This window comes from Streptomyces griseocarneus (assembly GCF_014655595.1).
GTDB lineage: Bacteria > Actinomycetota > Actinomycetes > Streptomycetales > Streptomycetaceae > Streptomyces > Streptomyces griseocarneus.
Genome location: NZ_BNBL01000006.1, coordinates 203,599 through 224,632 on the forward strand (window position 1 = coordinate 203,599; position 21,034 = coordinate 224,632).

18 protein-coding genes are annotated in these 21,034 nt (G+C 73.7%); 7 read left to right on the forward strand and 11 right to left on the reverse strand.

Annotated features, from left to right (window positions below):
- Nucleotides 1-32 precede the first annotated feature (32 nt).
- Genes IE295_RS17535 through IE295_RS17545 form a run of 3 tightly spaced genes read right to left on the reverse strand, consistent with a single transcriptional unit; the run spans nucleotide 33 to nucleotide 2,712 of the window.
- Complete coding sequence (locus IE295_RS17535; protein WP_190064591.1) at nucleotides 33-677, reverse strand: response regulator transcription factor; 645 nt, start codon at nucleotides 675-677, stop codon at nucleotides 33-35.
- Nucleotides 629-1,903: a sensor histidine kinase gene (locus IE295_RS17540; RefSeq protein WP_190064592.1), complete on the reverse strand. Its 1,275-nt coding sequence runs from the start codon at nucleotides 1,901-1,903 to the stop codon at nucleotides 629-631. Before IE295_RS17540 ends, IE295_RS17535 begins: the two co-directional genes overlap by 49 nt.
- Before the next feature lie 14 nt (nucleotides 1,904-1,917).
- On the reverse strand, nucleotides 1,918-2,712 hold the full coding sequence (locus IE295_RS17545; protein ID WP_190064593.1) for a CPBP family intramembrane glutamic endopeptidase: 795 nt from the start codon (nucleotides 2,710-2,712) through the stop codon (nucleotides 1,918-1,920).
- A 197-nt stretch (nucleotides 2,713-2,909) separates the two neighbouring features.
- Here IE295_RS17545 and IE295_RS17550 point away from each other — a divergent pair, with 197 nt between their 5' ends.
- The 5 genes from IE295_RS17550 to IE295_RS17570 all read left to right on the forward strand — a co-directional run bounded on the left by IE295_RS17550 (nucleotide 2,910) and on the right by IE295_RS17570 (nucleotide 7,816).
- Entirely contained in the window at nucleotides 2,910-3,356 is a 447-nt protein-coding gene (locus tag IE295_RS17550) for a MarR family winged helix-turn-helix transcriptional regulator (RefSeq protein WP_190064594.1), read from the forward strand.
- A 91-nt stretch (nucleotides 3,357-3,447) separates the two neighbouring features.
- A complete protein-coding gene (locus tag IE295_RS17555; RefSeq protein ID WP_190064595.1) occupies nucleotides 3,448-4,818 on the forward strand; it encodes an MFS transporter in 1,371 nt (456 codons plus the stop codon).
- Nucleotides 4,819-4,893: 75 nt separating this feature from the next.
- Nucleotides 4,894-5,475: an RNA 2',3'-cyclic phosphodiesterase gene (thpR, locus tag IE295_RS17560; protein WP_190064596.1), complete on the forward strand. Its 582-nt coding sequence runs from the start codon at nucleotides 4,894-4,896 to the stop codon at nucleotides 5,473-5,475.
- 179 nt (nucleotides 5,476-5,654) lie between these two features.
- Nucleotides 5,655-6,791, forward strand: a complete 1,137-nt coding sequence (locus tag IE295_RS17565; RefSeq protein WP_190064811.1) for a permease — start codon at nucleotides 5,655-5,657, stop codon at nucleotides 6,789-6,791.
- A gap of 29 nt (nucleotides 6,792-6,820) precedes the next feature.
- Nucleotides 6,821-7,816: an aldo/keto reductase gene (locus IE295_RS17570; RefSeq protein ID WP_190064597.1), complete on the forward strand. Its 996-nt coding sequence runs from the start codon at nucleotides 6,821-6,823 to the stop codon at nucleotides 7,814-7,816.
- Between the two features lies 1 nt (nucleotide 7,817).
- Here IE295_RS17570 and IE295_RS17575 read toward each other — a convergent pair whose 3' ends face one another.
- Nucleotides 7,818-8,489, reverse strand: coding sequence for a GDSL-type esterase/lipase family protein (locus tag IE295_RS17575; protein ID WP_190064812.1), 672 nt, complete (start codon nucleotides 8,487-8,489; stop codon nucleotides 7,818-7,820).
- Between the two features lie 94 nt (nucleotides 8,490-8,583).
- Between IE295_RS17575 and IE295_RS17580 the strand changes: the two genes are divergently transcribed.
- Complete coding sequence (locus IE295_RS17580; protein WP_190064598.1) at nucleotides 8,584-9,150, forward strand: TetR/AcrR family transcriptional regulator; 567 nt, start codon at nucleotides 8,584-8,586, stop codon at nucleotides 9,148-9,150.
- Nucleotides 9,147-9,971 carry an alpha/beta fold hydrolase gene (locus tag IE295_RS17585; protein ID WP_190064599.1) on the forward strand — a complete coding sequence of 275 codons (825 nt, stop codon included), beginning with the start codon at nucleotides 9,147-9,149 and terminating at the stop codon, nucleotides 9,969-9,971. The genes IE295_RS17580 and IE295_RS17585 overlap by 4 nt, the downstream gene beginning before the upstream one ends.
- Here the strand turns inward: IE295_RS17585 and IE295_RS17590 are convergent.
- From IE295_RS17590 to IE295_RS17620, 7 genes are all read right to left on the reverse strand, one after another.
- Nucleotides 9,968-10,576 carry a TetR/AcrR family transcriptional regulator gene (locus IE295_RS17590; RefSeq protein WP_190064600.1) on the reverse strand — a complete coding sequence of 203 codons (609 nt, stop codon included), beginning with the start codon at nucleotides 10,574-10,576 and terminating at the stop codon, nucleotides 9,968-9,970. The two genes, IE295_RS17585 and IE295_RS17590, sit on opposite strands and share 4 nt — an antisense overlap.
- Nucleotides 10,564-11,289, reverse strand: a complete 726-nt coding sequence (locus IE295_RS17595; protein ID WP_190064601.1) for an enoyl-CoA hydratase family protein — start codon at nucleotides 11,287-11,289, stop codon at nucleotides 10,564-10,566. Before IE295_RS17595 ends, IE295_RS17590 begins: the two co-directional genes overlap by 13 nt.
- An 18-nt stretch (nucleotides 11,290-11,307) precedes the next feature.
- Nucleotides 11,308-12,465, reverse strand: coding sequence for an acyl-CoA dehydrogenase family protein (locus IE295_RS17600; protein ID WP_190064602.1), 1,158 nt, complete (start codon nucleotides 12,463-12,465; stop codon nucleotides 11,308-11,310).
- Nucleotides 12,462-14,534, reverse strand: coding sequence for an acetyl/propionyl/methylcrotonyl-CoA carboxylase subunit alpha (locus tag IE295_RS17605; protein WP_308013112.1), 2,073 nt, complete (start codon nucleotides 14,532-14,534; stop codon nucleotides 12,462-12,464). The genes IE295_RS17600 and IE295_RS17605 overlap by 4 nt, the downstream gene beginning before the upstream one ends.
- Nucleotides 14,535-14,607: 73 nt before the next feature.
- Nucleotides 14,608-16,218, reverse strand: coding sequence for an acyl-CoA carboxylase subunit beta (locus IE295_RS17610; protein WP_190064604.1), 1,611 nt, complete (start codon nucleotides 16,216-16,218; stop codon nucleotides 14,608-14,610).
- Nucleotides 16,215-17,927 carry an acyclic terpene utilization AtuA family protein gene (locus IE295_RS17615; protein WP_190064605.1) on the reverse strand — a complete coding sequence of 571 codons (1,713 nt, stop codon included), beginning with the start codon at nucleotides 17,925-17,927 and terminating at the stop codon, nucleotides 16,215-16,217. The genes IE295_RS17610 and IE295_RS17615 overlap by 4 nt, the downstream gene beginning before the upstream one ends.
- An 88-nt stretch (nucleotides 17,928-18,015) precedes the next feature.
- Nucleotides 18,016-20,952 (reverse strand): FAD-binding and (Fe-S)-binding domain-containing protein, encoded by a 2,937-nt coding sequence (locus IE295_RS17620; protein ID WP_372478823.1) that lies wholly within the window; start codon nucleotides 20,950-20,952, stop codon nucleotides 18,016-18,018.
- Between the last annotated feature and the right edge of the window lie 82 nt (nucleotides 20,953-21,034).

Genomic DNA, 21,034 nt, shown 5'->3' on the forward strand with positions numbered 1-21,034 from the left:
GACCAGGGCGTGTCCGAACCGTCGGACACGCCCTAACGCTTGAGGTAGGCCAGCACGGCCAGCACCCGGCGGTTGTCGTCCGCCGACGGGGCGATGCCGAGCCGGGCGAAGATGCTCGCCGTGTGCTTGGCCACCGCGCTCTCGCTGATGTGCAGGCCGCCGGCGATCGCGGCGTTCGACCGGCCCTCGGCCATCAGCTCCAGGACGTCGCGCTCGCGCGGCGTCAGGTCGCCGACCGTCCCCCTGGCCTCGCCCCGCGCGAGCAGCTTGGCGATGACCTGGGGGTCCATCACCGTGCCGCCCGCGGCGACCCGGCGGACCGCGTCGACGAACTGCTCGGTGTCGGTCACCCGGTCCTTGAGCAGATAGCCGACGGCTCCCTCGCCCCCGGCCAGCAGCTCGTTGGCGTAGAGCTGCTCGACGTACTGCGAGAGCACCAGCACGGGCAGGCCGGGCCGCCGGCGGCGGGCCTCCAGCGCGGCCTGCAGCCCCTCGTCGGTGAAGGTCGGCGGGAGGCGGACGTCGACCACCGCCACGTCCGGCTCCTCCTCCAGCAGCGCGCGCCGCAGCGCCGGGCCGTTGTCCACGGCCGCCACGACCTCGCAGCCGTGCTCGCGCAGCGTGCGTATCAGTCCGTCGCGCAGGAGGAAGAGGTCTTCGGCGAGGACAACGCGCACGGAATCTCCATCGTCACGGTGGTCGGGCCGCCCGGCGGGCTGTGCAGGGCGAGGACGCCGTCGAAGGTATCCAACCGGCGCCGCACCCCCAGCAGTCCGGTGCCGTCCGCGACGTCGGCGCCGCCGCGGCCGTCGTCGGTGACGACGGCCCGCAGCCTGCCGTCCTCGTGCGTCAGCGTGATCCGCACCTCCCGGGCCCCCGCGTGCTTGGCCGCGTTGGTCAGCGCCTCGCTCACCGCGAAGTACGCGGCGGACTCGACCGGCGCCGGGGGCCTGCCCGGCAGGGCGGCCTCGACGTGCACGTCGAGGAAGCTGTCGAGCGCCAGTGACCGGACCGCGTCGCCGAGCCCCCGGTCGGCGAGGACCGGGGGGAGGATGCCGTGGACCAGGTCGCGCAGGTCCCGCAGCGCCGCCTCGGAGGTCCGGCGGACGTCGAGCAGCAGCTCACGGGCGGCCGCCGGGTCGGTCTCCAGCAGGCGGGTGGCGCGCTCCAGCGTCATGCCCAGGGCGACGAGCCGGGCCTGCGCGCCGTCGTGCAGGTCCCGCTCGATGCGCCGCAGCTCGGCCGCCTGGGTGTCCAGCGCCCGCTCGCGCGTGTCGGTGAGCCGCTCGACGCGGCGGGCGAGTTCGGCGCTGCGCGGCGCGGACAGCAGCAGCCGGCCCCAGCGGGCGTGCAGCCGGAGCACGGCGGGCGCGGCGAACAGGCCACCGGCCATGAGGGCCAGGCCCAGGGCGAGGGCGGCGAGCATGGTCGCGGTGCTGTGCACCGGGATGAAGCCGTACCAGTTGCCGTCGTCGATGATCCGCCAGATGAACGGCTGGACGAGCGCGCCGAACGCCCCGTACTCGATGAGCGCGAGCGGCACGGCGACCAGGAGTCCGCCGACCGCCGGCTCCAGCCAGGCCCATGCCAGGTCGCGCCAGAAGCCCTCGTCGGCCAGGACGGCGCCCGCCCGGCGGCGCGGGCCCAGGGCGCGGTCGGCGGTGAGTTCCGGTGGCGGGCCGATGTGCGTGCCGGTCCAGCGGGCGGCCCGCGCGCGGGCCCGGTCGGACAGCGAGCGCAGCGCCGTCGCGGTGGGCGGCAGGAGCCGGAAGCCGGCGCCGACGGGCAACAGCAGCAGGGCGCAGACCACGAGCGAGCCCACGACCGGCACCGCCAGGGCGAGCAGGCTCGCCAGCTGGCACCGCGCGGCGGCGACGCAGGCGCGGGAGACAACCGAGGCCATGGCCGTGCGCCGCCCTATCGAACGTGTTCGGGAACCGCCCGGATCCTAGCCGGTGCCGTACGGACGCCCGCCCGGGTCCACAGCACCGCCGCCACCAGGCACGCCGCCCCGAACAGCGTCATGGGGAGCACGGCGCCGGACTCCTCGTCCATCAGCAGCAGCATGCCGAGGTTGATCAGGGCGTGGAAGCCGCCCGCGAGCGGCAGCGCCCCGGCCCGCGTCCCCTCGAGCGCCCACCCCAGGACGACGGACATCGCCACGGCCCCCAGCAGGAACGCCGCCGCGTACACCGGGTCCTGCACGAAGACCTGCACGTGCCAGACGCCCCAGACGGCGCCCACTGTGACCGAGGTGGCCGGCGGGCCGAAGCGGGTGCGCAGCAGCGGCTGCAGGAAGCAGCGCCAGCCGATCTCCTCGCCGCAGGCGCCGATCACCTGGGCCGCGACGATCAGCGCGAAGGGGTGCTCCAGCGCGTCCGGCCGGGTGAACCGCGCGTCCCCGGTGAGGAGGGCGTACGCGCCCGCGCTCAGCGCGATGATCAGGGGCGCCGTGAGCAGCAGGGCGCCCCCGCCGGCCCCGCGCCCCCGCAGGGCCCCGGCGAGCAGCGCCCGTACGCGGCCCGGCCACAGCACCGCCGCCAGCCCCACCCCCAGGGCCGGCCCGAACTGGGTCAGCTGCACGACCTCGGGGGCGATCCCGGTCGCGGGCTGCGCGGCGCCCAGGGCCCCCGCGGCCAGGAAGGCGACGGCCAGGAACACCCCCACCGGTGCTCCGATGCCGCCGTTCTGCGTGGTGCCGGCTTTCCGCATGCCGTCGTGCCCCCTCGGGTCGTTGGTTCACCTCCGACGATGCCGGGCGGCGGGGCGGCGGCCACTGCGTCTGGCTGCCGGGCAGGGGTGTACGTACGTACACCCCCCGGGCCGGTGCGGGAGCGCTCCCCTCGTGTGCTTCCGTCCGCCCCAGTGCCCACTTTCTTTAGGCGAAGTAATGAGGTAATCTAATTGTCATGCCGGAGCTGTCCCGCACCCTCGATCCAGACGACAACGCCGCCGTGAACTCTTTGCGGTCGGCGGTGATGCGGCTGTCCCGCAGGCTCAAGCACCAGCGGGTGGACGAGTCGCTCAGCCCGGCCGAGATGTCGGTCCTGGGAACCCTCGCCCGCTGCGGCTCCGCCACACCCGGCGAGCTCGCCCGCAAGGAACACGTGCAGCCGCCGTCGATGACCCGCATCGTCGCGCTGCTGGAGGGCAAGGGGCTCGTCGTCCTCGAGCCGCACCCCGAGGACCGCCGGCAGAAGGTCGTCCGCCAGACGGAGCAGGCCGAGGCCATGCTCGAGGAGAGCCGGCGCAAGCGCAACGCCTGGCTCGCCGAACTGGCCGGACAGCTCGACGAGGACGAGTGGGCGACGCTGCGCGCCGCCGCGCCCGTACTGGAGAAACTCGCGCACCTGTAGGCGCACCGGAACGCTCCCGCGAGCGTCCCGGGCCCGCGCCTGCCCGAGCACCGCGCAAGGAACAGCGCACAGAGAAGGAGGCGACCCCACTTTGAGTTCGGGACCCGGAGCAGACTCCGCACCCGCACCGAACCGCCACCACGACGCACGCACCACCTCCCTGCACACCAAGGGAGGCACGTTCAGCTCGCTCCGCATCCGCAACTACCGGCTCTTCGCCGCCGGACAGGTGGTGTCCAACACCGGCACCTGGATGCAGCGAATAGCCCAGGACTGGCTGGTCCTCAGCATCACCGGCTCCTCGGCCGCCGTGGGCATCACCACGGCACTGCAATTCCTGCCCATGCTGCTCTTCGGGCTCTACGGCGGCGTCATCGCCGACCGCGCCCCCAAGCGCCGGCTGCTGCTGATGACCCAGGCGGCGATGGGCGTCACCGGTGTCGCGCTCGCCGTGCTCACCCTGACCGGACGGGTCGAGGTCTGGCACGTCTACCTCACCGCCTTCGCCCTCGGTCTCGTCACCGTCGTCGACAACCCCGCCCGGCAGGCGTTCGTCGCGGAGATGGTCGGCCCCGCCGACCTGCGCAACGCCGTCAGCCTGAACTCCGCCAACTTCCAGTCCGCCCGCCTGGTCGGCCCGGCCGTCGCCGGTGTGCTGATCACCGCCGTGGGCAGCGGCTGGGCGTTCCTGGCCAACGGACTGTCGTTCGCGGCGCCCATCGCCGGACTGCTGATGATGCGCACGAGCGAACTGCACAAGGCCGACCGCGCCCCGCGCGGCAAGGGCCAGCTGCGGGAGGGCCTGAACTACGTCGCCGGGCGCCCGGACCTGATCTGGCCCATCGTGCTGGTCGGCTTCATCGGCACCTTCGGCTTCAACTTCCCCATCTGGCTCACGGCGTTCGTCAACGACGTCTTCCACGCCGACGCCAGCACCTACGGCCTGCTCAACACCCTGATGGCGGGCGGCTCGCTGGCCGGCGCGCTGCTCGCGGCACGCCGGGGCAGCTCGCGGCTGAGGCTGCTGGTGGGGGCCGCCGCGCTGTTCGGCGTGCTGGAGATCGCGGCGGCGCTCGCGCCGTCGTTCTGGGTCTTCGCGCTGCTGCTCGTGCCGATCGGCATGTGCGGCCTGACGATCAACGTCACCGCCAACTCCGGCCTCCAGATGGCGGCCGACCCCGCACTGCGGGGGCGGGTGATGAGCCTGTTCATGATGGTCTTCATGGGCGGCACGCCGCTGGGCGCGCCCCTGGTCGGCTGGATCACCGACGCGTACGGGCCCCGGACCGGCTTCCTCGCCGGCGGCGTCGTCTCGGCGCTCGCGGCGGCCGCCATCGGCCTGGCGCTCGCCCGGGCGGGCGACCTGCGCCTGAAGATCGACTTCCGGCGGGGCCACCGGCACGTGGCCTTCGTCCCGCGCGAGGCCCCCAAGAGCCCGGAGCGGCTGACCGCGGCGGCGTGACGGCGGGGCGGGGGCGCCACGGCTCCCCTGCCCCACCTCCGGCCGATCGGCCGTGATCCGGGCGACACTGGCCCCATGCGACTGTTCGCCGCGGTGGTTCCTCCCCAGCCCGCGATCGACGAACTGGCGGGCGAGGTGGCACAATTGCGCGCCGCCCTGCCCGACCGGCGCGGCCGCCTGCGCTGGACCGAGCCCGCCCTGTGGCACTTCACGCTCGCCTTCCTCGGCGAGGTCGACGAGGCCCTGCTCCCGGAGCTGGACGAGCGCCTCGGCCGCGCCGCCCACCGGCATCCGGTGCACGAGCTGCGGTTCGCCGGAGGCGGCCGGTTCGGCGACCGGATCCTGTGGGTCGGGGCGACCGGCTCCGTGGAGACCCTGGGCGGCCTCGCCCGCTCCACCGCCGCCGGCGCCCGGCGGGCCGGCGTGCACATGGCCGACACCAAGCCCTTCCGCCCCCACCTCACCCTCGCCCGGACCGCCGGACATGTGAATCTCCGGCCGTACGCGGAGGAGCTGGCGGAGTTCCGGGGACGCCGCTGGTGGGCCGAGCGCGTGGAGCTCGTCCAGAGCCATCTGCCCGCCTCCGGCGTCCCCGGCGAGCGCCCCCGCTACGAGACCGTGGCGTCCTGGCCCCTGGGCACCCGGCGGGTCGGCTGACCGCTCCGGTTACGCTCGAGGGGTGGACCCCAAGACCAGAAACCGGATCATGACCGGTGCGCTCGCCGTGATACTCGTCGTCGTCGCCGTGGTGGCCGCGGTGAAGTGACGCCGCCGGACGCGACACGCCGACCGCCCACCCCCTGCGGCGGGCCGCGGGCGGCGATGCTGGCCGGGTGATCCACGCCGTGCTGCACGCGCTGTCCCTCGCCGGGGCCATGACCTGGGAGATCACCTGGGCGCTGATCCTCGGCTTCGCGCTGTCCGCCGTGGTCCAGGCCGTGGTGCGGCGGTCCGCCGTCCTCTCGCTGCTCGGTGACGACCGTCCCCGTACGCTCGCCGTCGCGGCCGGACTGGGCGCGGCCTCGTCCTCCTGCTCGTACGCCGCCGTGGCGCTCGCCCGATCGCTGTTCGTGAAGGGAGCGCACTTCACGGCGGCGATGGCCTTCGAGATCGCCTCGACGAACCTGGTCGTCGAGCTGGGGGTGATCCTGGCGCTGCTGCTGGGCTGGCAGTTCACGGCGGCGGAGTTCGCGGGCGGCTTCCTCATGATCGCGGTGCTGGCGGTGCTCTTCCGCCTCACCCTGCCGGAGGGGCTGTTGCGCCGGGCGAGGGAACAGGCCGGGCGGGGCGTGGCGGGGGCGATGGAGGGGCACGCGGCGATGGACATGTCGGTGGGCGGCCGGGGCTCGTTCGTCCGCCGGCTGCTCTCGCGCAGGGGCTTCACGGCCGTCTCCCACGTCTTCGTGATGGAGTGGGCGGCGATCCTGCGCGACCTGGTGCTGGGCCTGCTGATCGCCGGCGCGATCGCCGCCTGGGTGCCGGAATCCTTCTGGCAGGCGCTGTTCTTCGAGGGCCACCCGCTGGCGGCGAAGCTCTGGGGCCCGCTGGTGGGGCCGCTGGTGGCGATCGCCTCGTTCGTGTGCTCGATCGGCAACGTGCCGCTGGCCGTGGTGCTGTGGCAGGGCGGGATCAGCTTCGGCGGCGTGGTGGCGTTCATCTTCGCCGACCTGCTGATCCTGCCCATCCTCGCCATCTACCGGAAGTACTACGGCACCCGTACGGCCCTGTACCTGCTGGGCACCTTCTACGCCGCCACGGTCCTCGCCGGGTACGCCGTGGAGTTCGCCTTCGGCGCCCTCGGGCTGATCCCCGACCGGGCCGGCGCACACGTGCCCATGGAGGGGGTGACCTGGAACCACACCACGTTCCTCAACATCGCCTTCCTCCTGCTGGGCGCGGTGCTGGTGGCCCGCTTCCTCGCCACGGGCGGACGGACGATGCTCCGTACGATGGGCGGGGCGCCCTTGCCTTGAGCGCGCTCCAGGGCGTTGGCTAGGCCGACATGGAGTACACGCAGCTCGGACGCACAGGACTCAAGGTCAGCCGACTCGTCCTCGGCACCATGAACTTCGGCCCGCAGACCGGCGAGGCCGACAGCCACGCCATCATGGACGCCGCGCTCGACGCGGGCCTGAACTTCTTCGACACCGCCAACGTCTACGGCTGGGGCGACGACAAGGGCCGCACCGAGGAGATCATCGGCAGCTGGCTCGCCAAGGGCGGCGGGCGGCGCGAGAAGGTCGTGATCGCCACCAAGGTGTTCGGCAACATGGGGTCGGACGGCGCCGACTGGCCCAACCACGACCGCCTGTCCGCCGTGAACATCCGGCGGGCCGTCGAGGGCAGCCTGAGGCGCCTGGGGACGGACCACATCGACCTCTACCAGTTCCACCACGTCGACCGGGCCACCCCGTGGGACGAGATCTGGCAGGCCATCGACGTCCTCGTCCAGCAGGGCAAGATCGTCTACGCGGGGTCGTCCAACCACGCCGGCTGGCACATCGCCCAGGCCAACGAGGCCGCCCGCCGCCGCGGCACGCTGGGGCTCGTCAGCGAGCAGTGCCTGTACAACCTCGCCGAGCGCCGCGCCGAGATGGAGGTCGTCCCGGCGGCCGAGGCGTACGGGCTCGGCGTGATCCCCTGGTCCCCGCTGCACGGCGGCCTCCTCGGCGGCGTCCTGCGCAAGGAAAGAGAGGGCGGCAGCGCCCGCGCCGCGTCCGGCCGGTCGGCCGACGCACTCGCGAACACCAAGGTCCGCGAGCAGGTGCAGGCGTACGAGGACCTGCTGGACAAGCACGGCCTCGCCCCCGGCGAGGTGGCCCTGGCCTGGCTGCTCACCCGCCCCGGCGTCACCGGCCCGATCGTCGGGCCGCGCACCCTCGAGCAGCTTCAGAGCGCGCTGCGCGCCCTGGAACTGCGCCTGGACGCGGACCTGCTGACCTCACTCGACGGGATCTTCCCGGGCCCGGGCCCCTCGCCGGAGGCGTTCGCCTGGTGAGCTACCCCTCGTAGGGGCCGCCCACGTCCCACGCCTGGTGCATCGCGTCCGCGAACGCGGCGGCGATGCGGTGCTCGCCCGCGGCGCTGGGATGCGTGCCGTCGTAGGTGTCCCGGTGCGTGTCCCAGCCCTCCGGCGGCGAGGCGAGCAGCAGCGGCGAGGCGGGCTCGGCGAGATCGGCGACGATCTTGCCGAGCAGCTCGTTGAAGCGCTCGACCTCGGCGGCGAAGTCCGGCTCCGCCATCGCGCGGACGTTGTGGAGCACCGGCATCAGCACGGCCCGTATCCGCGGGTTGGCCGTGCGGGCCTCGGCGAGGAAGCGGCGGACGTTGTCCGCCGTCTGCTCGGCGTTGGTGTAGAAGCCCAGGTCGATGAGGCCGAGGGAGACCAGCAGGGTGTCCGCCTTCCCCTTGCGCACGGCCTCCGCGATCAGCGGCGCCATGTGCAGCCACCCCTCACCCCAGCCGGCGAGGTGCGCGCGGGCGCGCTCGGGGAAGCCCGGGTCGCCGTAGTCGAGCGACCCGGCGGCATCGGCGGCGGGGTCGTAGAGCTCCCGGCGCGGCCCGACGATCCTGTACGGGCCGCCGTAGGAGGCGTTGAGGTGTTGCCACATGCGGTAGCGCCACGTGTAGTCCCCGGCGCTACCGACCGTCATCGAGTCGCCGACGAACATGATCCGCACGGCCCCCATTCTGCCTGACGGCGCATCGCGCTCTCACCTCTTTGATCTAGGCTGTAACCTAGAGGCCCTAGGAAAGGAGAGTGTCATGGCCCGTGCCGGACTGACCGCCGAGCGCGTCGTGCGCGCCGCGGCGGATCTCGCCGACGAGGTGGGGTTCGACAACATCACCGTCTCCGCGCTCGCGCGGAGCTTCGGCGTCAAGGACGCGAGCCTGTACTCGCACGTCAAGAACGTGCGGGACCTGCGCACGCGGGTCGCCGTGCTGGCCGCGGGCGAGCTCGCCGACCGGATCGGGGCCGCCGTCGCCGGACGGGCCGGGAAGGACGCGCTGGCGGCGTTCGCCGGGGCGTACCGCGACTTCGCGCTGGAGCGGCCCGGACGGTACGCCGCGACGCAGATCCAGCTCGACCCGGCGGCGGTCGCCGAATCACCCGGGCACCTGCGCAACGTCGAGTACACCTACGGCATGCTGCGCGCGTACGGGCTGTCCGAACCGGACCTCACCGACGCCGTGCGACTGCTGCGCAGCACCTTCCACGGTTTCGTCAGCCTCGAGTCCACCGGCGGATTCGGGCACTCCCGCGACGTACGGGCCTCCTGGGACCGCTCCGTCGACGCCCTGCACACCCTCCTGGAGCACTGGACATCATGAGCGAGACGACGACCGGCACCCTGCGCGTCCCCGGCGCCCGCCTGCACTACGAGGTGCGCGGCACCGGCCCCGTGCTGCTGCTCATACCGGGCGGGGGCGGCGACGCGGGCGTCTTCGAGCCCCTGTCCGCGGGCCTGACCGACCGCTGCACGGTGGTCACCTACGACCCGCGCGGCTACTCCCGCAGCCCCCTGGACGGCCCGGCCCGCGATCAGCGCGTCGAGGAACAGAGCGACGACGCGCGCCGCCTCCTGGACCACCTCTCCGACGGGCCCGCCTCCGTGTTCGGCAGCAGCTCGGGCGCCGTCGTCGCAATGGACCTGCTGGTCCGGCACCCGGAGCGGCTGCGGCGCGTGGTCGCGCACGAGCCTCCGCTCTTCGGCGTGCTGCCCGACGCCGCCCGCCACCGGGCGATGGTCGAGGGCGTGTACGGGACGTACCGCGCCGAGGGGGCCCACGCGGGGATGGCCGCCTTCGGCAGGGCGGTCGGCATGGGGGACTTCGAGATGCCGTCCCCCGGCGAACTGCCGCCGCCGTTCGCCGCCCTGATCGAGCGGCTCGTGTCCAACCAGCCGTACTTCCTCGAGCACGAGCTGCGCCAGTTCACCTCCTTCCTCCCCGACGTGCCCGCGCTGCGGGACCGGTCGGCGAAGCTGGTCCTGGCCGGCGGCAGGGACGGCCGCGACAACCTGCCGTACCGCCCGGCCACCGAGCTGGCCGCACAACTCGCCACCGAGGTCGTCGACTTCCCAGGCGGCCACTCCGGCTACACCGACCAGCCGGCCGAATTCGCCGCACTCCTTTGCGAGGTCCTCGGCTAGTCGCCCAGCACCCCCTCCAGAATCTCCACCCACTGCTCGACCACGCGCTCGCGCCGGGCGCTGTCGTCCGTCAGCAGGCTCGCCAGCCCCAGCCCGCGCGCCATGTCCAGGAACCCCTGTACGGTCTCCCGCACACCCGGCTTGTCCTCGTCGGCCCGCAGCAGCCTCAGCGCCATGCGGTGGGTCTCGCGGCCGACGCGGGCCTCCAGGTCCGTCACCCGCGTCCGCAGCCGGCCCTCGTCGTGCGAGGCGGCCACCCACAGCTGCAGCGCGGCCCGGAACAGCGGCCCGGTGTAGAGCCCGACCACCGTCCTGACCACCGCGTACCGGCGCGCCGGCCCCACGATCAGCGAGGCCGTCTCGGCGAGCGAACGCAGCTCCCGCAGACGCTCCTCCGCCACGTGCTCGACCGCGGCGATGAACAGGTCCTCGCGCGTGGGGAAGTGATGCTGGGCGGCCCCTCGCGACACCCCGGCCCGCTCGGCGACCACGGAGACGGTCGAGCCGGCCCAGCCGTGCTCGGCCAGACACTCGATGGCCGCCTCCATGAGGCGCTGCCGCGTGATGCGGCTGCGATCCTGCTTGGGGGAGGTCACCGCACCCATGCCGGATCCCTCTTCTCCAGGAACGCGGTCATGCCCTCGCAGGCCTCGTCGGAGGCGAACAGCCGCGCGGACCGCTCGGCCAGTTCCCCGGTGTCGCGGTCGAAGGCCCGCAGCACCTCCGCGGTGACCAGCCGCTTGGACTCGGCGAGCCCCTGCGGCGAGGCCCGCCGCAGCCCGGCCAGGACCGGCTCCAGGTCCTCGCCCACGGCCGTCACCAGGCCGATCCTCGCCGCCTCCCCGGCATCGAAGCGCTCGCCGGTCAGGTAGTAGCGGCCCGCGGCCCGCGCGTCGAGGCGCGGCAGCAGCGGCATGGAGATGACGGCGGGCGCCAGCCCCAGCAGCGCCTCGGTGAACGCGAAGGTCGAGGCCTCCCCGGCCATCGCGATGTCGCACGCCCCGACCAGCCCCAGCCCGCCGGCCCGCACATGGCCGCGCACGGCCGCCACCACGGGCTTGGGCAGCTCGACGATCCCGCGCAGGAGCCCGGCGAGCTCCAGCGGTCCCGTCGGCGTCGGCTCCGTGAGGTCGGCGCCCGCACAGAAGGTGTTGCCGGTGTGCGCGAGCACCACGGCCCGCGTGTCCGGATCGTCGCCGGCCCGCCCGAGCGCCTCCCGCAGCTCGCCGACCAGAGCGGTGGAGAGGGCGTTGCGATTGCGCGGCGAGTCCAGGGTCAGGGTCGTGATGCCGCGCTCGTACGAGTGGCGGACCAGCATCGGACAATCCTCCTTCTCTCAGTAGGACTTGGGGAGTCCCAGGGTCTGATGCGAGACGTAGTTGAGAATCATCTCCCGGCTCACGGGCGCCACCCGCGCCACGCGCGCCGCCGTGATCATCGAGGCCAGTCCGAACTCCACGGTGAGGCCGTTCCCGCCGAGGGTGTGCACGGCCTGGTCGACGGCGCGCACGGCCGCCTCGGCGGCCGCGTACTTCGCCATGTTGGCCGCCTCGCCCGCACCGGCGTCGTCCCCGGCGTCGTAGAGGTGCGCGGCCTTGTACATCATCAGCCGCGCCAGCTCGATCTCGATGTGCGACCGCGCCAGAGGATGCGCGACGGCCTGGTGGGCGCCGATGGGCTCGTCCCACACCTGCCGGGTCCGCGCGTAGTCCACGGCCCGGGCGACGGCGTACCGGCCCATGCCGATCGCGAACGCCGCGGTCATCACGCGCTCGGGGTTGAGCCCGGCGAAGAGCTGCAGCAGCCCGGCGTCCTCGTTGCCGACCAGCGCTTCCGCGGGCAGGCGCACATCATCCAGTACGAGCTCGAACTGCTTCTCCGGCGACGCCAGTTCCATCTCGATCGGCCGTCGCAGGAAGCCCGGAGTGTCACGGCCGACGATGAACAGGCAGGGCTTGAGCCTGCCCGTCCTGGCGTCCTCCGTCCGCCCCACGATCAGCGTCGCGTCGGCGACGTCGACGCCGGAGATGAAGACCTTGCGGCCGCTCAGGACCCAGTCCGACCCGTCCCGCCGGGCCGTGGTGGTCAGCCGGTGGGAGTTGGACCCGGCGTCGGGCTCGGTGATCCCGAAGGCCATCCTGGCCGTGCCGGCGGCGAGCCCGGGCAGCCAGGCGCGCTTCTGCTCGTCGGTGCCGAAACGGGCGATCACCGTGCCGCAGATGGCCGGCGAGACGACCATCAGCAGCAGCGGGCACCCCGCGGCGCCCAGCTCCTCCAGCACCAGGGCGAGCTCGGCGATCCCGCCGCCCCCGCCGCCGTACTCCTCGGGCAGGTTGACCCCGAGATAACCGAGCTTGCCGGCCTCCGCCCACAGCTCGTCGGCGTGGCGGCCCTCGCGCACGGCGGTGGCGAAGTACTCACGGCCGTAGCGACCGGCGAGCTGGGCCACGGCGGCGCGCAGGGCGCGGTTCTCGGCGGACTCGATCAGGTTCATGAGGACTCCTCGGACTCGGTGACCACGGCGAGCAGTTCCCCCACCTCGACCTGCCGCCCGGCCACCGCGTGCAGCGCGGTGAGCGTGCCGCCGGAGGGCGCGACGACGCGGTGCTCCATCTTCATCGCCTCCAGCCACAGCAGGACCTGCCCGGCCGTAACGGCCTTCCCCACGGCGACGCCGTCCGCGACCCGCACGACGGTGCCGGGCATGGGGGCGAGCAGGGAGCCGGGCGTGACGGGGGAGACGGGGAGGGGGAAACGGGGAAGGGGAACCAGGGCGTACGAACCGGCATGGAGTGTGTCGACATGAACAACAGAGCCATAGTCGCCCACACCAAAAACGCGCCGAACCCCCTCAACCTCGAACACAACACAATCCGGTTCGGCCTCGAGCAGCCGCACCCCGGACACCCCCTCGACAACCAGCCCGCCCCGACCGAGCCGATAGCGAACCTCGCACTCCTCGCCATCCGGCTCGGACCGATAGCACTTGACCTGAGGCTGCGAGGGAACGTTGCGCCACCCCCCGAAGGACGAACGCCCTTGGGCATCAGCGAGAGCAGCAGCAAGGGCGGCAAGCTCCAAGCCCCCACCCCCGGCGGCAAGTTCACCAAGATGCCGCCCATAAAACCCGGTATCCATCCGCCCCTGAAGAAACTCCGGATGCCGCAACGACCGAACGAGCAACTCCCGGTTGGTAACGGGCCCATGAATGCGGGCACGAGCCAAAGAATGACCCAAGGCCCGAACGGCCTCGTCCCGGCTCCGCCCCCAGGCGACGACCTTGGCGACCAGCGAGTCGTAGTGGACCGGGATCCGGTCACCGTCCGAGTAGCCGGAGTCGACACGCACCCATGGCGCGTCAGGGGAGAGCGGACGGGAGGCGTCGGGGTCGCAGGGGCGGGGGTCCGGGATGCTGCCGTGTATTTGCGGGCCCAATGAGGGGGTGCGCGAAGGATGCGGGGTGCCGGGCCCGTAAATAGACGATCCCGGACCCCCGCCCCGGAGGCCCCGGCGCCGCACCCACGACGCACCGTCGCCCACGGACAGCCGGTGCACGACGCCGGCCCAAGGCCGCCAGTCCCGCGCCGGATCCTCGGCATACACCCGAGCCTCCACCGCATGCCCGTACGGAAGCGGCGGATCCTCCGGCAGCGCCACCCCCTCGGCAACCCGGATCTGCAGGGCCACGAGATCCACCCCGTACACCGCCTCCGTCACCGGATGCTCCACCTGCAGCCGGGTGTTCATCTCCAGGAAGTGCGTCCGGCCGTCCGCCGTCACCAGGAACTCGACCGTCCCCGCCCCCACGTACCCGATCGCCCGCGCCACCGCCGACGCGGCGTCGCACAGAGCCCGCGCCACCGCGCCCGGCTCCCCCGGCAGCCCCGGCGCCGGGCACTCCTCGATCACCTTCTGGTGCCGGCGCTGCAGCGAGCAGTCCCGCGTGCCCAGCGTCCACACCGTGCCGTGCGCGTCCGCGAGGACCTGGACCTCCACATGCCGTCCGCCCTCGACGTACGGCTCGACGAACACCTCGCCGTCCCCGAACGCGGCCGCCGCCTCCGAGCGGGCGGCCGCCAGCTCCCCGGGCAGGTCGGCCAGGGAGCGGACGACGCGCATGCCGCGCCCGCCACCCCCCTCGGCGGCCTTGACCAGCACCGGGAGGTCCGACTCCGTGACCGCCGAGGGGTCCAGCGGGGCGCCGCCCATCAGCCGCTTCGCCCGCGTCTTGGACGCCATGGCCTCGATCGCGTCGGCGGGCGGACCGATCCACACCAGCCCCGCGTCCGTCACGGCCCGGGCGAAGCCGGGGTTCTCGGACAGGAAGCCGTAGCCCGGATGCACGGCGTCCGCGCCCGCCGCCCGCGCGGCGGCGATCAGCAGGTCGCCCCGCAGATACGTATCGGCGGCCGCCACGCCCGGCAGCCGCACCGCCGCGTCGGCCTCCCGGACGTGGAGGGCGTCGGCGTCGGCGTCGGAGTGGACGGCGACGGTGGCGATGCCGAGCTCACGGCACGTACGAAAGATCCGGCAAGCGATCTCACCCCGATTGGCGACGAGCAAGGAAGAAACACCAGCAGAACCCAAAACAGAACCCACAACGGACCCCCCAACACCACCCCGGTCACATCCGACGTCACATCCGGAAGACACCGAACCCACCCCGAGCCCCCTCAACAGGCGCGCCGTGCACAACGGAAAGGCACAACCCGAGCACCGTCCGCGTGTCGCGCGGGTCGATGACGCCGTCGTCGTACAGCCGGCCGGACAGGAACATCGGCAGCGACTCCGCCTCGATCTGCTGCTCGACCATCGCCCGCAGCCCGGCGTCGGCGTCCTCGTCGTACGGCCGCCCCTTCGCGGCGGCGGCCGCGCGCGCGACGATGGAGAGGACGCCGGCCAGTTGCTGCGGTCCCATCACGGCGGACTTGGCGCTGGGCCAGGCGAAGAGGAACCTCGGGTCGTACGCCCGCCCGCACATGCCGTAGTGGCCGGCCCCGTACGAGGCGCCCATCAGCACCGACAGATGCGGCACGCGCGAATTCGAGACGGCGTTGATCATCATCGCGCCGTGCTTGATGATGCCGCCCTGTTCGTAGTCGCGGCCGACCATGTAGCCGGTGGTGTTGTGGAGGAAGATCAGGGGAATGTCGCGCTGGTTGGCCAGCTGGATGAACTGGGCGGCCTTCTGCGACTCCTCGCTGAAGAGGACGCCCCGCGCGTTGGCGAGCACGCCCACGGGGTAGCCGTGCAGCCGGGCCCACCCGGTCGCGAGACTGGCGCCGTACAGCGGCTTGAACTCGTCGAAGTCCGACCCGTCCACCATGCGCGCGATGACCTCGCGCGGATCGAAGGGCACCTTGAGATCCCCCGGCACCACACCGAGCAACTCGTCCTCGTCGTAAAGAGGAGGGGTGACTGAGCCCGAACGACCCGCCGAAAAAGTGTCCACCGGACGCCAATTCAGCCGAGCAACGACCCGCCGGGCCTGCCGCAACGCGTCCAGCTCGTCCACGGCGAAGTAATCGGCGAGCCCGGACACGCGCGCGTGCATCTCCGCACCGCCGAGCGACTCGTCGTCGCTCTCCTCGCCGGTGGCCATCTTCACCAGCGGCGGACCGCCGAGGAAGACCTTGGCGCGCTCCTTGACCATGATGACGTGGTCGGACATGCCGGGGACGTACGCGCCGCCGGCCGTGGAGTTGCCGAAGACGACCGCGACGGTGGGAATGCCGGCGGCGGACAGCCGGGTCAGGTCACGGAAGAGGCCGCCGCCGGGGATGAAGATCTCCTTCTGGCTCGGCAGGTCGGCGCCCCCTGACTCGACGAGCGAGACGACCGGCAACCGGTTGGCGTAGGCGATCTCGTTGGCCCGGAGGGCCTTCTTGAGCGTCCACGGGTTGCTCGCGCCGCCGCGCACGGTCGGGTCGTTGGCGGTGATGAGGCACTCGACGCCCTCGATCACGCCGATGCCGGTGACGATCGACGCGCCGACGGTGAAGTCGCTGCCCCACGCGGCGAGCGGCGAGAGCTCGAGGAACGGGGTGTCGGGGTCGACGAGAAGCTCCACCCGCTCCCGGGCGAGGAGCTTGCCGCGTGCCCGGTGCCGGGCGGTGTACTTCTCGCCCCCGCCGGCGACGGCCTTGGCGTGCTCGGCCTCGAGGGCGGCGAGCTTGTCGAGCATGGCGGCGCGGTGGGCGGCGTACTCGGGGCCGGACACGTCGAGCGCGGACGCCAGCACGGTCACAGCAGCACCTCCGGTATCTCCAGATGGCGGGCGCGCAGCCATTCGCCCACGGCCTTGGCCTGCGGGTCGAAGCGGGCCTGGGAGGCGACGCCCTCGCCGAGGAGGCCGTCCACCACGAAGTTCAGCGCCCGCAGGTTCGGCAGGACGTGCCGTTCGACGGCGAAGCCAGCGGTTTCCGGCAGCAGTTGCCGGAACCGTTCCACGGTCAGTTCGTGGGCCAGCCACCGCCACGCGGACTCGTCGCGCACCCAGACGCCGACGTTGGCGCTGCCGCCCTTGTCGCCGCTGCGGGCACCCGCGACGAGCCCGAGCGGGGCACGCCGGGTGCGCCCGGCCGGCAGCGGCTCGGGCAGCACGGTCTCGGGCTCGGGCACAAGCCCAAGCCCGGGCACAAGCTCACGTACGGCCGCCGCCCCGGAGCCCGGCACCACCACCCGCCCCCCGTCCGCGAGCATCGCCATCTGCGTGACGGCCCCGGCGTCCACGTACGCCGCCTCGAAGACCCCGTACTGCGTGCCCTTGCCCGGCGGCGTGGCGACGTGGAACCCGGGATAGCTGGCCAGCGCCAGCTCCACGCAGGCGGCCTCGACGGCCCGCCCGACCTCCGGGTCGCGGTCGCGCACGACCAGCCGCAGCAGCGCGCTCGCCTCCTCCTGTACGGGCGCGTCGGCCCGGTCCGTACGGGCGAGGGTCCAGCGCACCCCGGCCGGCCGGCGTGCGGCCAGGACGCCGTCGAGCTGGTCGCGGACGAGCCGGGCCTTGGCCTCGATGTCCAGGCCGGTCAGGACGAAGACCACCTCGTGCCGCCAGCCGCCGGGCCGGGTCAGCCCGACCTTGAGCGAGGCCGGCGGGGCCTCGCCGCGCACCCCGCTGACGCGCACCCGGTCGGGCCCGTCGGGCGTGAGCCGGACGGTGTCGAGCCGGGCCGTCACGTCGGGGCCGAGGTAGCGGGCGCCCGCCGTCTCGTACAGCAGCTGGGCGGTGACCGTGGAGACGTCGACGACGCCGCCCGTGCCGGGGTGCTTGGTGATGACGGCCGAGCCGTCCGCGTGGATCTCGGCAAGGGGGAAGCCGGGGTGGCGGACGTCGTGTTCGCCGAAGAAGGCGTAGTTGCCGCCCGTCGCCTGGGTGCCGCACTCGAGGATGTGCCCGGCGACGACCGCGCCGGCCAGCGCGTCGAGGTCGCCGGCGCCCCACCCGAAGTGCGCGGCGGCCGGGCCGGTGACGAGGGCGGCGTCGGTGACCCGGCCGGTGACCACCACGTCCGCGCCGGCCCGCAGGCACGCGGCGATGCCGCCCCCGCCGAGGTAGGCGTTGGCGGTGAGGACGTCCTCGCCCCACCGCTGGTCCTCGAGCAGGTCGTCGCCGGTGACGTGGGCGACGCGGGCGGGGATGCCGAGGCGGTCGGCCAGTTCGCCGATCCGACCGGCGAGGCCGGCGGGGTTGAGGCCACCGGCGTTGGTGACGAGGGTGACGCCGCGCTCGACGGCGAGGCCGAGGCTCTGCTCCAGCTGGCCGAGGAAGGTGCGGGCGTAGCCCCGGTAGGGGTTCTTCAGTCGGTCGCGGCCGAGGATGAGCATGGTCAGCTCGGCGAGGTAGTCGCCGGTGAGGACGTCCAGCGGGCCGCCGGTGAGCATCTCGTGCAGGGCGTCGAAGCGGTCGCCGTAGAAGCCGGAGGCGTTGCCGATTCGGAGGACAGGCGCAGGCATGGCACGGGAGGGTGGCAGCGGCCGACAAAACAAGCAAGCGTGCTTGCATGATTTTCGGCCGGGTGAGGCCGGGGCGAGGCGGGGGCGATCAAACGCCCGCGTCCCTCCCCGCCGCACCCGAACCATCGGCCAGAACCTCCGCCAGATGCAGCCCCCGCACCCCCGTGAGCTGGCGGATCTGCGTACGGCAGGAGTAGCCGTCGGCCAGTACGACGGCGCCGTCCGGCGCCTGCCGCAGGGAGGGCAGCAGCGTTTCCTCGGCGCACGCGACGGAAACGTCGAAATGGCCGCGTTCGTACCCGAAGTTCCCGGCCAGCCCGCAGCATCCGCCGCTGAGTTCGCCGGTCATCCCGGCGCGCCGGCGAAGGCGCCGCTCCGCCTCGTCGCCCAGGACGGCGTGCTGGTGGCAGTGGGTCTGCCCGACGACGGGCAGGCCGATGCGGGGCGGCCGCCAGTGCGGCGCGAACTCCTCCAGGGCCTGGGCGAAGGTGCGGACGGAGGAGGCGAGCCGATGGGCGCGAGGATCGTCCGAAAGCAGCTCCGGCAGGTCCGTGCGCAGGGTGGCCGTGCAGCTCGGTTCGAGGCCGACGACGGGCCGGCCGGCGGCCAGGTCCGGGGACAGGGCGTCGAGGGTGCGGCGCATCGCGGCCCGGGCGCGGCCGAGCTGGCCGGTGGAGACCCAGGTGAGCCCGCAGCACACCGGCCGGTCCGGCACGCCGACGCGCAGCCCGGCGTCCTCCAGCACGGCGACGGCGGCGCGTCCGGCCCCGGGGGAGAGGTGGTTGGTGAACGTGTCGGGCCACAGGACGACCTCGGTTCCTCCCGCACCCGCCGGAGGCCTCCGTTTCCACCACCGCGTGAACGGCTCGTGAGCGAGCTCCACGAGCGCGCGCTCCGGCGCGATGCCTCCGGCCCGCTTCGCGAGCGCCGCCAACGGCCCCACGCGCGCGAGCGCGTTGAGCGCCGGCGTGGCCCGCAGTGCCGCCGCGCCGCGCAGCCACACCGGCAGCCACCCCATCGTGTAGTGCGCGGCCGGGCGGAGGCGCCGCGCGTAGTGGTGGTGCAGGAACTCCGCCTTGTACGTGGCCATGTCCACCCCCACCGGGCAGTCGGTGCGGCACCCCTTGCAGGCCAGGCACAGGTCCAGCGCCTCGCGCACCTCGGGCGCCCGCCAGCCGCCGGTGACCACCTCGCCCGCCAGCATCTCGTGCAGCAGCCGGGCCCGCCCCCGGGTGGAGTGCCGCTCCTCTCCCGTGACCCGGAACGAGGGGCACATCACGGCCGTACCGGTTGTACCGGTCGTCGTCTCGCGGCACTTGGCGACGCCCACGCACCGCCGGACTGCCGCCGCGAAGTCCCCGCCGTCCGCCGGATAGCCGAACTCCACGTCGACCGCTCCCGCCCCCGCCCCCGCCCCCGTCCCTGCCCCTGCCTCCGCCCGTCCGGGCAGGACGTCGAAGCGGAGGTTCTCGTCGAGCCGGTAGGGGCGCACGAGCATGCCGGGGTTGAGTTTGCCCGCCGGGTCCCAGAGGTCCTTGAAGCGCTCGAAGAGGCGTACGACGTCCGTCCCGTACATGCGCGGCAGCAGCTCGGCCCGCGCCTGGCCGTCGCCGTGCTCGCCGGACAGCGAGCCGCCGTGCGCGACCACGAGGGCGGCCATGTCGGACGAGAAGGCGCGGTAGCGCCGCACCCCCTCCGCGCTCAGCAGGTCGACGTCGATGCGCACGTGGACGCAGCCCTCGCCGAAGTGGCCGAAGGGCGCGCCGCGCAGTCCGTAGCGCCCCAACAGGGCCCGGAAGTCCCGCAGATACGCTCCCAGCCGGGCCGGCGGCACCGCGCAGTCCTCCCAGCCCGGCCAGGCCTCGCCGCCGCCGGGCAGCCGGGTGGCGGCGCCGGCCGCGTCCTCCCGTACGCGCCACAGCGCCCGCTGCTCCGCGCCGCCGGTGACGACGGCGTGCCCGGTGGCGCCGTCGGCGGCCGCCGCCCGGCAGACCTCCGCCGCCTTCGCCGCCGCCTCGGCCGGCGTCGCGCCGCCGGTCTCGGCGAACAGCCAGGCCGCGCCCCTGGGCAGCAGCCCGGCGATGCCGCCCACCAGGTCGGCGGCCATCCCCTCGACCGTCAGCGGCCCGAGCGGCAGCAGCCGGGGCGCCGCGTCCGCCGCCGCGCCCTCGTCCGGGTAGCCGAGCACCGCCAGCGCGCGGGCGCCCGGCCTCTCGACGAGGCGGACCGTGGCCTCGGTCAGCACCCCGAGCGTGCCCTCGCTGCCGGTGAAGGCCCTGGCCAGGTCGTATCCCCGCTCGGGCAGCAGCGCGTCCAGCGCGTAGCCGGAGATCCGGCGCGGCAGGTCCGGGAACCCGGTGCGCAGTAACATCAACTCGCCGCGTACGAGCGCCCGTACGTCGTCCGCCAGCCGTTCCGGCAGCCCGGCGAGCGCTTCGGGGCCCCGGCCGAGCCGGGCGTGCTCGCCGCCGTAGGTCAGCACCCGCAGCGCGGCCACGTTGTCGGCCGTCGTGCCCCAGGCCACCGAGTGCGCCCCGCAGGCGTTGTTGCCGATCATCCCGCCGAGCGTGCACCGCCCGTGCGTCGACGGGTCGGGCCCGAACGTCAGCCCGTACGCGTCCGCCGCCGCCCGCAGCGTGTCGAGCACGACGCCCGGCTGGACCACGGCCGTGCGCTCCCCGGGGTCGAGGCGGACGATCGCGTTCATGTGCCGGGTGAAGTCCAGCACCACCCCTTCGCCCGTCGCCTGCCCGGCGACCGACGTCCCGCCGCCGCGCGCGACGACGGCCACGCCGTGCTCGCGGCACACGGCGAGCGCGGCCGCCACGTCGTCGGCGTCGCGCGGCGCGACCACGCCGAGCGGCACGCGGCGGTAGTTCGACGCGTCCATGGTCATCAGCGCGCGGGCGGTGGTCGAGAAGTCCACGCCGCCGGCCACGGCCGCCCGCAGCGCCCGTTCCAGCGCGGCGCTCCCGCCGCGTCCCCGGTTCGCCCCGCCCTCGCCGCTCCCGCCGCTTTCGCCCATGGGCGTCATCCTGCAGGCCGCCGGCCTGCGCCGGGGGAGGGCCCGGCGGGCATGAGCCACATCTCATCCGATGGAACGGCAG